The organism is Ramlibacter alkalitolerans (assembly GCF_016722765.1).
Taxonomy (GTDB): Bacteria; Pseudomonadota; Gammaproteobacteria; order Burkholderiales; family Burkholderiaceae_C; genus Ramlibacter; species Ramlibacter alkalitolerans.
The window spans coordinates 1-12,596 of sequence record NZ_JAEQND010000026.1; the positions used below are offsets into that span (position 1 = coordinate 1).

The 12,596-nt window shown below is 70.4% G+C and carries 12 protein-coding genes; 9 read left to right on the top strand and 3 right to left on the bottom strand.

The features are described 5' to 3' along the window. The coding region (locus JI746_RS27390; protein WP_201693494.1) for a HAMP domain-containing protein at positions 1-1,030 on the bottom strand (1,030 nt) is incomplete at its 3' end. 205 nt (positions 1,031-1,235) lie between these two features. On the opposite strand from JI746_RS27390, the gene pqqA reads away from it, so the two are divergent. The 6 genes from pqqA to JI746_RS27420 all read left to right on the top strand — a co-directional run bounded on the left by pqqA (position 1,236) and on the right by JI746_RS27420 (position 7,847). Continuing rightward, positions 1,236-1,310, top strand: coding sequence for a pyrroloquinoline quinone precursor peptide PqqA (pqqA, locus tag JI746_RS27395; RefSeq protein ID WP_201693504.1), 75 nt, complete (start codon positions 1,236-1,238; stop codon positions 1,308-1,310). A 12-nt stretch (positions 1,311-1,322) separates the two neighbouring features. Beyond that, on the top strand, positions 1,323-2,243 hold the full coding sequence (gene pqqB, locus JI746_RS27400; RefSeq protein ID WP_201693495.1) for a pyrroloquinoline quinone biosynthesis protein PqqB: 921 nt from the start codon (positions 1,323-1,325) through the stop codon (positions 2,241-2,243). Between the two features lie 21 nt (positions 2,244-2,264). Next, positions 2,265-3,008, top strand: coding sequence for a pyrroloquinoline-quinone synthase PqqC (pqqC, locus tag JI746_RS27405; RefSeq protein WP_201693496.1), 744 nt, complete (start codon positions 2,265-2,267; stop codon positions 3,006-3,008). A 5-nt stretch (positions 3,009-3,013) separates the two neighbouring features. Beyond that, entirely contained in the window at positions 3,014-3,280 is a 267-nt protein-coding gene (gene pqqD / locus JI746_RS27410; RefSeq protein ID WP_201693505.1) for a pyrroloquinoline quinone biosynthesis peptide chaperone PqqD, read from the top strand. Next, positions 3,277-4,419 (top strand): pyrroloquinoline quinone biosynthesis protein PqqE, encoded by a 1,143-nt coding sequence (gene pqqE / locus JI746_RS27415; protein WP_201693497.1) that lies wholly within the window; start codon positions 3,277-3,279, stop codon positions 4,417-4,419. The genes pqqD and pqqE overlap by 4 nt, the downstream gene beginning before the upstream one ends. A gap of 107 nt (positions 4,420-4,526) precedes the next feature. Next, positions 4,527-7,847, top strand: a complete 3,321-nt coding sequence (locus JI746_RS27420; RefSeq protein WP_201693498.1) for an ATP-binding protein — start codon at positions 4,527-4,529, stop codon at positions 7,845-7,847. Here the strand turns inward: JI746_RS27420 and JI746_RS27425 are convergent. Next, complete coding sequence (locus JI746_RS27425; protein WP_201693499.1) at positions 7,844-8,275, bottom strand: hypothetical protein; 432 nt, start codon at positions 8,273-8,275, stop codon at positions 7,844-7,846. The genes JI746_RS27420 and JI746_RS27425 overlap by 4 nt on opposite strands. A 94-nt stretch (positions 8,276-8,369) precedes the next feature. Here JI746_RS27425 and JI746_RS27430 point away from each other — a divergent pair, with 94 nt between their 5' ends. Together JI746_RS27430 and JI746_RS27435 are read left to right on the top strand one after the other, a co-directional pair. Continuing rightward, positions 8,370-9,527: a patatin-like phospholipase family protein gene (locus JI746_RS27430; RefSeq protein ID WP_201693500.1), complete on the top strand. Its 1,158-nt coding sequence runs from the start codon at positions 8,370-8,372 to the stop codon at positions 9,525-9,527. Positions 9,528-9,769: 242 nt separating this feature from the next. After that, positions 9,770-10,225: an NHL repeat-containing protein gene (locus JI746_RS27435; protein WP_201693501.1), complete on the top strand. Its 456-nt coding sequence runs from the start codon at positions 9,770-9,772 to the stop codon at positions 10,223-10,225. Positions 10,226-10,240: 15 nt separating this feature from the next. On the opposite strand, the gene JI746_RS27440 is transcribed toward JI746_RS27435, so the two are convergent. Beyond that, on the bottom strand, positions 10,241-11,137 hold the full coding sequence (locus tag JI746_RS27440) for an NAD(P)-dependent oxidoreductase (RefSeq protein WP_201693502.1): 897 nt from the start codon (positions 11,135-11,137) through the stop codon (positions 10,241-10,243). A 179-nt stretch (positions 11,138-11,316) separates the two neighbouring features. Here JI746_RS27440 and JI746_RS27445 point away from each other — a divergent pair, with 179 nt between their 5' ends. Beyond that, positions 11,317-12,348 carry a hydroxyacid dehydrogenase gene (locus JI746_RS27445; RefSeq protein ID WP_408004136.1) on the top strand — a complete coding sequence of 344 codons (1,032 nt, stop codon included), beginning with the start codon at positions 11,317-11,319 and terminating at the stop codon, positions 12,346-12,348. Positions 12,349-12,596: the final 248 nt, after the last annotated feature.

A 12,596-nucleotide genomic window follows, 5' to 3' on the forward strand; every position in this document is an offset into this window, starting at 1 on the left:
CCTCCTGCTCGATGGTCACCGAGGGGTGCGCGGCGCGCGAGCGCTCCAGCAGGCCGGCGATGGCTTCCCCCAGCCCCAGCGTCTCGAGCTCCATCGGCGCGAGGCGCGGGATCATGCGATGCATCGCGTCGTAGAGCCGGCCCGCCTCCTCGCCGATCACGCCGGCGGCCTGTGCCGACTGCGGATCGGATTCGTCGCAGCGGCGCGCCACCGACAGGGCCAGGCTGCGGATCGCGGTGACCGACTGCCCCAGCTCGTCGTGCAGCGCGCGGGCGATCTCGCGCCGCTCGGTCTCGATGTGCGTTTCGATCAGGCCGGCCAGTTCGCGCGAATCGGACAACCGGCGCTCCGCCTCGAAGGCGCGCTGCCGGTTGCCGATGTTCTCCTGCAGCACGGCCGCCATGCGGTTGAATGCCGCGGCTATCGCTGCCGCCTCGCGGCCCGGCAGCGGCGGCAGCGTCACGTTGAAATCGCCGGCCTTGAGCCGGTCGAGGGCCGCGACGATCTGCGAGAAGGGCCGCAAGGCCCGGCCCATCGCCCAGAAGACCAGCGCATTGATCGCCAGCAGGCCGCCGGCGCCGATTGCCGCCAGCGTCACCATCTCGTCCCAGCCGTCCAGCACGGCGCGCGAGGGCTCGGCGTCGATGGTCATGCGGCCCCAGGGCAGTTCGACGACCTGGCGCGTCGGCGCGGGCAGGATCAGCGCCCGGAACCAGCCGGGTGCCTCGCGCCCCGCCTTGTAGGTGGACGGCGGCGAGCGGTAGAGCACCTGGCCCGTGGCGTCGGTGACGGTGATGTCGTTGGCGCGCACCCGGCCCAGGCGCTCCAGGAAGCGCACCAGCGCATGCGGGCCGTTCTCGGCGTACACGCGGGCCACGCGCTGCAGCAGCTGGGTGCTCACGCGGTTGGTGGCGACGATCTCCTCGCGCACGGCGCTGCGCAGGTTGTCCAGCTGCAGGGCGATCATCGAGGCGACCAGCACCACGATGACGCCGGCGACGATAAGGTTGATGCGCAGGCTCAGGCTCATCGGATGCGGTCTCGCTCCGGCATTCGGCCCGAAACCGCTGCCCTTGGCAAGGAGGCAGATTCATGAAAATCTGGAGGCCCGACTAGGGCGCCCGCTCTGGACGCTCCCTCCCCGCCGCCCTTAAGCTGCCCCCGAAGGTGCTTTGTTGCGCCGCTTCGCCGGGGGGCGGCCCCCTCTTTCCCCGGCGCCCTTGCGAGGAGACAGCATGACCTGGACCACACCCCAAGCGGTCGATTTCCGCTTCGGATTCGAAATCACGATGTACATAGCCGCCCGCTAGCGCGGGCCCTCCATGCGCGTGCATGTGCTCGGGGCGGCCGCCGGCGGCGGCTTCCCGCAATGGAATTGCAACTGCGGCAACTGCGCGCGCCTGCGTGCCGGCACCCTCCAGGGGCGGCCGCGCACGCAATCCTCCATCTGCGTGCAGGGCCTCCCCGGACCGGACTGGGCCCTGGTCAACGCCTCGCCCGACATCCTGTCCCAGATCCGCGCCACGCCCGCCCTGCACCCCAGGCGCGCCACGCGTGACAGCGGCATCGCCGCAGTCGTGCTGAGCGATGCGCAGGTGGACCACTGCACGGGCCTGCTGATGCTGCGCGAAAGCACGCGACCGCTGCCCCTGTGGTGCACCGACCCGGTCTACGAGGACCTCACGCGCGGCAACCCGATCCTCGGCGTGCTGGGGCATTTCTGCGGCGTCGAGCGGCGCACGATTCCCCTGGACGGCAGCCCTTTCAGCATCGAGGGCGTGCCCGGCCTGCAACTCGCGGCGCTGCCGCTGGCCAGCAAGGCCGCTCCGTATTCGCCGCACCGCGAACATCCGGTTCCGGGCGACAACATCGGCCTGGTCCTCACCGACACCGCCAGCGGCCGGCGCCTGTTCTACGCGCCCGGGCTCGGCGAACGCAGCGAAGCCGTGGATGCGGCCATGCGCAGCGCCGATTGCGTGCTGGTCGACGGCACCTTCTGGACCGACGACGAGATGATCGTGCTGGGCCTGGGCCGCAAGACCGGCCGCAGCATCGGCCACCTGCCGCAATCCGGCCGTGGCGGCATGCTCGAGTGGCTGGACGAGCTGCCCCACGGCACGCGCAAGGTGCTGATCCACGTGAACAACAGCAACCCGATCCTCGACGAGGCTTCGCCCCAGCGCGCCGAACTCGTGGCGCGCGGCGTCGAAGTCGCCTGGGACGGCATGGACATCGAGCTCTGAAGTACCGAAGGAGAGACCGCCATGGGCACCCCCATCGATCCCGCACTGGCCCCGCCCCGCGCCCCCGACCCGCGCCCCGCGTGGACGCGCGAGGAATTCGAGGCCCGCCTGCGCGACAAGGGCGCGGCCTACCACATCCACCACCCGTTCAACGTCATGCTCAATACGGGGCGGGCCTCGAAGGAGCAGGTGCGCGGCTGGGCGGCCAACCGCTTCTACTACCAGATCGCGATCCCGGTGAAGGACGCCGCCGTGCTCTCCAACTGCCCCGACCGCGAGGTGCGGCGCGCCTGGGTGCAGCGCATCCTGGACCACGACGGCAGCGGCGAGGACGCCGGCGGCATCGAGGCCTGGATCCGGCTCGGCATGGCGACGGGGCTGGCGCGCGAGGAGATCACGGACCTGCGCCATGTGCTGCCGGCGATCCGCTTCGCCGTCGACGCCTACGTCAACTTCGCGCGGCGCGCGCCGTGGCAGGAGGCCGTGTGCTCCTCGCTGACGGAACTCTTCGCGCCGGAGATCCACAAGCAGCGGCTGGCGGGCTGGCCCGAACACTACCCGTGGATCGAGAGCGCCGGCCTGCAGTACTTCCGCAACCGCGTGAGCCAGGCGCGGCGTGACGTGGAACAGGCGCTGGCCATCACGCTGTCGCATTTCGCCAGCCGCACCCAGCAGGAACGCGCGCTGGACATCCTGCAGTTCAAGCTCGACATCCTGTGGGCGATGAACGATGCGATGGCGCAGCACTACGGGGTCAAGCCGTGAGCACGGTGGCCGTCGAAAGCCGCCCGCGGGTGGCCTCCGGCTTCCGCCTGCAATGGGAGCCGGCGCAGCAGTGCCACGTGCTGCTCTATCCCGAAGGCATGATCAAGCTCAATCGCAGCGCCGGCGAGATCCTGAGCCGCTGCGACGGCGCCAGCGATGTCGTCACCATCGTCTCGCAGCTGGAGGAGGCCTTCCACGCCACCGGCCTGCAGGACGACGTGCTTGCCTTCCTGGCCATCGCGCAGCAGCAGCGCTGGGTGGAAGTGGCATGAACACGCCGCCGCCCGGCCCGCCGCTCTGGCTGCTGGCGGAGCTCACGTACCGCTGCCCGCTGCACTGCGCCTTCTGCTACAACCCGGTCGACTTCGCGCAGCACGAACAGGAACTCGCCACCGCCGACTGGCTGCGCATCCTGCGCGAGGCGCGCGAGCTCGGGGCCGTGCAGTGCGGCTTTTCCGGCGGCGAGCCGCTGGTGCGCGACGACCTCGAGGAACTCGTGGCCGAGGCGCACCGCCTGGGCTACTACACCAACCTGCTCACGTCCGGCGTGGGCCTCACCGAGTCCCGCGCCGCCGCCCTGAAGCGCGCCGGCCTGGACCACGTGCAGCTGTCGTTCCAGGATTCCACGCGGGAGATGAACGACTTCCTCTCGCACACCCGCACCTTCGACCTGAAGCAGAAGGTGGCGCACATCCTGCGCGACCAGGGCTGGCCGATGGTGATGAACTGCGTGATCCACCGGCTCAACATCGACCACATCGGCCGCATCATCGAGATGGCCGATGCGATCGGCGCCGAATACCTGGAGCTGGCCAACACCCAGTACTACTCCTGGGCCTTCGAGAACCGCGAGCACCTGCTCCCCACGCGCGAGCAGCTGCGGCAGGCCGAGGCGGTCACCGACCAATGGCGCGAGCGGCTGGCGGGCCGCATGCGGCTGTTCTTCGTGGCCGCCGATTACCACGAGGGCAAGCCGAAGCGCTGCGTCAACGGCTGGGGCAGCACGCTGCTGACCGTGGCGCCCGACGGCGTGGCGCTGCCTTGCCACACCGCGCGCATGCTGCCCGGGCTGGCCTTTCCCAACCTGCGCGAGACCAGCGTGCGCAGCGCCTGGCTGGAGTCCGAAGGTTTCGCGCGCTATCGCGGCACCGGCTGGATGAAGGAGCCGTGCAGCAGTTGCGAACACCGCGAGCAGGATCTCGGCGGCTGCCGCTGCCAGGCCTTCCTGCTGGCCGGCGACCCGGCAGCCGCGGATCCGGTGTGTCCGAAGAGCCCGCAGCATGCGCTGGTGGAAGAGGCGGTGCTGCGCGTGGAGCGCGGTGAGCCGGCGGTACGGCCGCTGGTGTTCCGCGACCCCAAGGCGAGCAGGAAAGCGACATCCTCCGGACTTCTGCTCGATCCAGCGACGTAGCATGACGGGCCGGATAGCCGCCTGCGGGCGAATCCGCTACATTGTTCTCGGCCCAAACCAAACAAGTGCAATGCCGGGTGAGGGCCGCCCGGCTCTGGGGGACTCGGATGGTGACGCCCGAGGAGGGCGCCCTGGCCGACTGGCTGGGGTCGCTGGGATTGGCAATGCATGCCGAGGCTTTCCGCAGGAACGACATCAGCTTCGAGGTGCTGCGGCACCTGTCGGACTCCGACCTGAAGGAACTCGGGCTCTCGCTGGGGCATCGCCGCGTCCTGCTGGACGCCATCGGCCAGTTGCAGGCGAGAAGCGCCCCGCGCCCTGCCACGCCGGAGGCCACGGGCCAGGGCGAGCGGCGCCAGATCACCGTCATGTTCTGCGACCTGGTCGGGTCCACCAAGCTGTCCGAGCAGCTGGACCTGGACGACCTGCGCAGCCTGATCCATGGCTACTACTCCTCGTGCTGCCAGATCATCGAAGCCGCCGGCGGCTTCACCGCGCGCCTGATCGGCGACGGCATCCTGGCGTATTTCGGCTATCCGCTGGCGCGCGAGGACGCCGCCGAGTGCGCCGTGCGCGCGAGCCTGCACATCCTCGAAACGCTGGCGGCCGCGCCGCTGCAGGGCGGCGCCGAACTCAAGGTCCACATCGGCATGGCGACCGGCATGGCCGTCATCAGCGACATGGTGGGGACCGGCTTCGCCGAGCGCCACGCGGCCACCGGCCTCACGCCCAACCTCGCCGCACGCATCGAATCGCTGGCCACCCCGGGCACCGTGCTGATCTCGGACGAGACGCGCCGGCTGGCCGGCGGCCTGTTCATGTACGCCGACATGGGCTGGCACCAGTTCCGCGGCCTCGACAAGCCGGTGCGCGTCTGGCGCGTGATCGACGAGGCGCTTTCCAGCATGCGCTTCGAGGCCCAGCGCAGCGAGGTGTTCGAGTGCGTCGGCCGCGACGCCGAACTCGCCAGGCTGCTGGCAAGCTGGCAGGCCGCGCAGCAGGGCGAGGCCCGCATCGTGACGGTCACGGGCGAACCGGGCATCGGCAAGTCGCGGCTGCTGCGCACCGCCTCCGAGCGCTTCGCGCGCTCCTCCGGTCGCATCGTGCTGCTGCAATGCTCGCCCAACCAGGCCAGCACGCCGCTGCACCCGCTGATCGCCTGGATCCGCCGGGAAGCGCGCATCAGCGGCAGCAACGTCGCGGAGAACCTGGCGCGCCTGGAAGCCTGGCTGGGCGCGACGGGCACGCGGCTGGATCTCGCGCTGGTCGCCGAATTCCTGGGCCTCGCGGTACCGGATGCGGCGTCCCTGCTGCCCAAGCTGCCGGACCAGCGCCGCAACCTCACGCGCGACGTGCTGGTGCGCCAGCTGGAGCGCCACTGCGAGTCGGCGGCCGTGCTGTTCATGCTGGAGGACGCGCACTGGATGGACGGCGCGACGGAGGAGTTCCTGCGCCTGCTGTTCGGCCGCATGCGGACCAAGCCTTTCATGGCCCTGCTCACCTCGCGCCAGCCGGAGCAGGGGCACTGGAGCGCCGTCGGCGAGGTCAGCGAGATCCGGCTCGAGCCGCTGCAGGCGCACGATGCCGAGAAGTTGATCCGCAGCGTCGCGCGCGGCAAGGACCTGTCGCCCGCCGTGCTGGACCAGATCCTCTCGCGCACCGACGGCGTGCCGCTGTTCATCGAGGAGATGACGGCCACGGTGCTGGAGTCGCCCGCGCCGGCCGCGGAGGCGCAGCCCACCACCGCGCGCGAGCCGGTGCGGCCGCTGGACATCCCCTGGACGCTGCGCGACAGCCTCATGGCCAGGCTCGACCGGCTGGAAGGCGCCAAGGAGGCCGCCCGTGTGGCCAGCGCGCTGGGCCGCGAATTCACCTTCTCGCTGCTCCAGCGCGTGACGAGCCAGCCGCAGCAAGTGCTCGCCGCGGCCCTGGAGCGGCTGGTGGAGGCGCAGCTGCTGTTCCAGCGCGGCACGCCGCCGGCGGCGGAATACACCTTCAAGCACGCGCTGATCCAGCAGGCCGCCTACGACGGCCAGCTGCGCCACGACCGCCAGGCGCTGCACGCCCGCATCGTGCAGGCCATCGAGACGCACCAGCCGCAGACCGCGCGCGACGAGCCGGGCCTGATGGCGCACCACTGCCACGAGGCCAACCTGCCGGACAAGGAAGTCGACTACCTGTACGCGGCAGGGGTTGCGTCCACCCGCGTGGTGGCGGTGGCCGAAGCCCTGTCCCTGTTCTCGCGGGCGGAGGAACTCGTGTCCAGCCTGGAGGCGACGCCGCGCAACGTCGCCCGCCACATCGACATCATCCTGGGCCTGATGGAAGTGGGCCGCTTCGCGATCCTGCCCAAGCGCCTGATGGAACTGGGGGCGCTGGCCCGGCGGCTGTCGCAGCTTCCGGGCGTCTCCTGCGAAGCGACGACGATCGCCTCGATCCTGTTCCAGGAAGGCCGCGCCCTGCTCTATTCGGGCCGCTACACCGAGGCGCGGAGCATCTTCAGCGAGATCCGCCGGCTGGGGCACGAGCGCGGCTCGCTGCTGATCGAGATGAAGCCGGGCTCGGCCCTCACCATGGACCTGTGCTGCCAGGGTCTCTTCAACGAGATGCTGGACTTCCTCAACGAGGGGAACATCGGCCACTACAAGGCCACGGGCAGCTTCATCGACTACATCTCGGGCCTCGGCTGGCTGGGCTATGCGCGCTGCCAGAGCGGCCCCGGCGAGCAGGGCCTGCGCTTCGCCGATCTCTCGGTGGAGGAAGCCGAGCAGCTGCAGTCGCCGATCTACGTCGCCGGCGCCCGCATCTGGCGCAGCCATGCACTGATGGCGGTGCGCCGGCTCGGCGAGGCCGTGGCCGACGCGCGGCGTTGCGTGCAACTGAGCCAGGTCCATTCCGTTCCCTACCTGGGCTGGCACGGCCAGGTGTTCCTGGCGCTGTGCCTGTGCCGCGTCAGCCGCTTCGCGGACGCGCGGACGGCGGTCGCCGATGCGCGCGAACTGCTGCAGGTCTCCGAAGGCCAGTGGTCGCTGCTCGATTACCTGCCTGCGATCGAAGCGGAGATCGCCTGCTTCAGCGGCGAGCATGCGCATGCCATGGCGGCGGCGGACGAGGCGATCGCCACGGCGCAGGCCGTCGGCGGCTACTTCGCCGAAGCGATGGCGTGGCGCGTGAAGGCGGTCAGCAGCGTGCGCACCGGCGGCGACCCGGAAGCGGCGCAGGCGCTGTTCGGCAACGCGCTGCGCCTGTACGAGCAGGGCGGCGCGCGCGCAGAACAGGCCTTCTCCACCCTGACCTGGTCGCACGCGCTGCACGCGGCGGGCCATGGGGCGCGCGCCCTGCCGTGGGCGCAGGCGGCGCGCGAGCAGGCCCGCGCGCACGGTTTCGATCTCACGCGCTGCGAGTACGGCGCGGCGGCGATGCTCTAGGGGCTGGCGGCCGGCGCTGCGCTGGCCGCCGCGCCCTGCAGGTCCCAGGCGCGGACAACGTCATCGAGCGGCAGGCCGAAACAGTCGGCGGGCATGCCCACGGCATCGGCGCTGCCCACGCCGTCGCCCGCGAGGAAGAACAGCAGGTCGTGCGAGCGCAGGGCGTGGAAGTACAGCGGCTCTCCGGAGGCGAGGCAGGACCGGATGCGGCTGCCGGCCTCCTTCACCCACCCGGGGTGCGGGATGCCCTGCCCGTCGAAGCCGACGCGGATCCAGCGCAGGCCCTCGCCGCGGTAGAAGTGCACCGCGCGCGGCGCCGGCGCCAACGCGGAGAGCGTGCCGCAGATCGCATCGATCACGGACTTCGAAGGCGAGGCGCCGTCCGCGCCGGCACTCCATACCTTGTCCCACTCATTTATCTGGATCATGACGAACTCCTCGCGACCGCACACAATAGGTGAAGAATGACCGGCCGCCAATGGGCGCGCACGGTCCCTCACCCAAATCGACGAGGAGACGTGCATGCAGAAGGGGGAAGCGAAGAAGCGCGCCATCGCGCTGGCGGGCGGCGGTCCGGCGGCGGGCCTGCACATCGGTGCGCTGGCCGCGCTGGAAGAAGCGGGCATCGACTTCAAGGTGTTCTGCCTGTCCTGCGTCGGCGCCTGGGTGGGCATCGTCTACAACACGCGCACGCCCGGCGGGCGGGCGGGCAAGACGCTCGAGTACTTCCAGAAGTACTGCTTCCGCGACGACCGCTCCTATGAATGGTTTCCCGTGAACCGGGGCTTCGCACCCGACTTCGCTTCCATGTGGCGCGCCTGGGCGAGCTTTCCTTTTTCGGCGGAGCGCCGCTGGGACAGCCTGTGGCCCCGCGCAGAGGAAGTGCAGGGCAGCATGCAGCGCTGGTTCGAGCTGTTCGGCAAGCCGCCCTTCGGCCGCGAGTTCAACTACTGGATGCTCAACGACTTCCTGGCCGTGAACCCGTGGACGCGGTACATGACGGCGCTGATGTTCAAGTCCGAGGTCAAGGGCCTGTCCAAGATCTACTACAAGGACAGCGAGGCGCTGTGCGAAGCCTTCCGCCGCAAGCTGTCGGACCCGGACATGCCGGAGATCTACCACAACGCCTGGCGCCTGCCGACCAAGGACACAAAAGGCCGGATGCAGATCTTCCACAACCGCGCGGCGCCGCCCGACCCGCGCAGCAAGGACTACCTGGAGATCTCGCCGCAGTCGCTGTGCGCCTGTTCCGCCCTGCCCTTCATCGAGGAGAACGTCACCTTCGACGACGGCGTGGAATACAGCGAAGGCGCGCTGGTCGACACGGTCAACTTCGCCAACCTGCTGCGCGACCACCGCGACCTCGACGAGGTCTGGGTCAGCCGCATCGTCGACGAAAGCCAGGTCAAGCCGGCGCACACGCTGGGCGGCGCACTGGCCAACCTGCCGATGCAGTTCGCCGCCGAAGTGGGCGAGGACGACATCAAGCTGTTCCGCCAGCACCTGTTGAACCAGTCCGCCATGCGGCCGCGGGTGGTGGAAGTCCCGATCCACCCGGATACGGAGGTCACCTTCGACTGGAGCCTGAAGAACCTGAAGCGCGGCTTCGACGAAGGCAAGGCCGCGGTGGAGGTGCTGCTGCGCTTCGACCCGCAGCTGAAAGAGCGGTTCGTGCAGTAGGCGGCCCACCAGCCTGTGCGACATCACGTGCCGCCACCTCGAGCGTGGCAGCCTCTTGCAGCACGCGCCGCCCGGGCGCAGCATGGCGGCACCACTCCCGGGAGCAGGCGATGGCAAATCGCGCCGCGTGTGCTGTTCTGCTGCGAGGCACGCTCGCCGCGTGCCTGCTGTCCGCTTGCGGCGGCGGCTCGATGGGGCCGGCGCCGCCGCAGGCGGGACGGACCTGCGCGCAAGGACCTTGCGTGAGCACCCTGGCAGGCTCGGGCGAGTTCGGCACCGAGGACGGCATGGCCGCGAGCGCGCGCTTCTTCATGCCGCATGCGGTGGCGGTGGACGCGTCGGCCCAGGTGCACGTGGCCGACTACGGCAGCGCCAACCAGACGCGCCTCGTCGCCGGCGGCCTCGTCTTCACGCTGGCCGACGACGCCATCGATTTCCCGCAGCCGAAAGACACCGCGACCGATGCCGAGGGCAACCGGTATGTCGCCGACACCTACGGCAACCGCATCCTGAAGACCACGCCGGCCGGCGAGACGACCGTCCTGGCAGGCACCGGCGCCTCGGGCGACCAGGACGGCGAGGCCGCATCCGCGACCTTCAGCCTGCCGGCCGGCCTGGCCTTCGATGCCCTCGGCGCGCTGCTGGTGGCGGACATGGGCAACCGCAAGATCCGCAGGATCACCTTCGGCGGCGGTTGAGCGCCGCCGGCCGCTTCAGCGCCCGGCCTTCTCCTGCACCAGCAGCCCCAGCGCCGCCCAATCCAGCTCGCCGCGGCCGCTCTCGCACAGCTCGTCGATCAGTTGCTCCGCGAGGACCGCGCCCTGCAGTTTCGCGCCGCCGCTGCGGGCCGTCTCCAGCGCGATGCGCAGGTCCTTGCGCATCAGGCGGGCGCGGAAGCCCGGCTGGTAGTCGCCCTCGATCACGCGCTGGCCGTGCTTTTCCAGCACGAAGCTGCGCGCCGTGCCCCCGAGCAGCACGTCGCGCATCACCTTCGGGTCCACGCCTTGCGAGCGCGCCAGCGCGATCGCATCGGCCACGCCCAGCAGCGCGCCGGCGACGGCAACCTGGTTGCACGCCTTGACGGTCTGGCCCGCGCCCACGTCGCCGACATGCGTGATCGCCTTGGAGAAGGCGCCCATCACTTCGCGCAAGGCAGCGACCGCCGCCGCCGGCCCGCCGACCATGCAGGCCAGCGTGCCCGCCTCGGCGCCCTGCTGGCCGCCGCTGATCGGCGCATCGAGGAAGGTGACCTCCTGCGCGGCGAGGCGCTGCGCGAAAGCGCGCGCGGACGTGGCCGCGATCGTGCTGGTGTCCACCACGATGCTGCCGGGGGCCAGCCCCTGGGCGAGCCCGTCCTCGCCGAACAGCACCTGCTCCACCGCCGCGTCGTCGGACAGGCACAGGAACACGAGCCGGCAGGCGCGCGCCAGCGCCGCCGGCGACTCTGCGCGCTGGGCGCCAGCTTCGACCAAGGGACGCGCCGCTTCGTCGCGGCGTGCGACCACCTGCAGCTTCCAGCCCTGGCGCAGCAGGCAGTGCGCCATGCCCCTGCCCATCACGCCCAGGCCGATGAAGCCGACCGTCTCCTGCTTGCCGAATGACTGCGTCATCTCGCGATTCCGGTATTCATGAGCGAGCGATTATGGATGGGACGCGCGGCCGGCGACGGCGCGACCCTCGGGCGACGCAGGTTGCGGCTTGTGTGCGCGGCGCTGCGAGCGTGCTGCCGGGGCCGACGCCCGCGCATCCCGTACATTCCCCCTTTTTTCCCCGACAGAGACAGATCATGATGACCCCCACCAAACGCGTCGTCCGCTCGGACCTGTGGCTCAACCCCGTGTTCGACGAGCGCATCGCGCGCGAGCAGGACATTTCGCTGGGCATCTTCCCGGTGCGCGGCAACGATGCGGCCGCGTGGGACATCCTCGCCGGCACCCACGTGTACCACGTGTCCGCCGCCAAGGACGAACTGCCGAAACAGTGGTTCGCGACCGGCGAGCTGGTCGCGCGCTGCCCGCAACTGTTGTGCGTGTCCTCCAGCGGCGCCGGCTACGACACGGTGGACGTGCCGGCCTGCACCGCCGCCGGCGTCGCCGTGGTGAACCAGGCCGGCGGCAACGCCGACTCGGTGGCGGAACACACGCTGGCCATGATGCTGTCGCTGTCGCGGCACATGCTGCAGTGCGACCGCCGCATGCGGCGCGAGACCGGCTTCAGCCGCGAGGAGGTGATGGGCCACGAGATCAAGGGCCTGACCCTCGGCCTGGTGGGCATCGGCAACGTCGGCACGCGCGTGGCGCGGCTGGCCCGCGCCTTCGGCCTCGAGGTGCTCGCCACCGATCCGTACGTGCCGCCCGAGGAGATCGCTCGTCGCGGCGCGAAGCCGGCGTCCTTGCAGCAGGTGCTGGAGCAATCCGACTTCGTCTCGCTGCATTGCCCGCGCGACGCCAGCACCTTGAAGATGATCGATGCCGCCGCCTTCGCGCGCATGAAGAAGGGCGCGATCTTCATCACCACGGCGCGCGGCGGCATCCACGAGGAAGCGGCCCTGGTCGCGGCGCTGCAATCCGGCCACCTGGCCGGCGCCGGCATCGACGTGTGGGACCGCGAGCCGCCGCCGCTGGACCATCCGCTGCTGGCGATGGACAACGTGTTCGCCACCTTCCACAACGCGGGCGTCACGCACGAGGCCCGCCGCAACGTGGCCGCCATCGCCGCCGAACAGATCGTGGACCTGCTGGCCGGCGGCAAGCCCCCGCGGCTGGTGAACCCCGAGGTGTGGCCGGCGTACGTGGAGCGACGGGTGCGTATCCTGGGGTGAGGCGGGCAGGAGATGAGCAAGGCGTGAGGGAAGCGGCTCTGGGGCACACCGTCATTCCCGCGGAGGCGGGAATCCAGGGCGTTCAAACTGCGCGCGAGCGCGCAGCATCGGGAGCCCTGGGCCCCGGCGGTCTCAACCCGTCAATGCAACGGTGGCTGCCAGCCTTTCGGCTGGTGACTCGAATCCCAAAGTCTCTCTGGGACGTGTATTGAGCTTTCTGGCGACCTGGTCTAGCTGCTCCTGCGTGT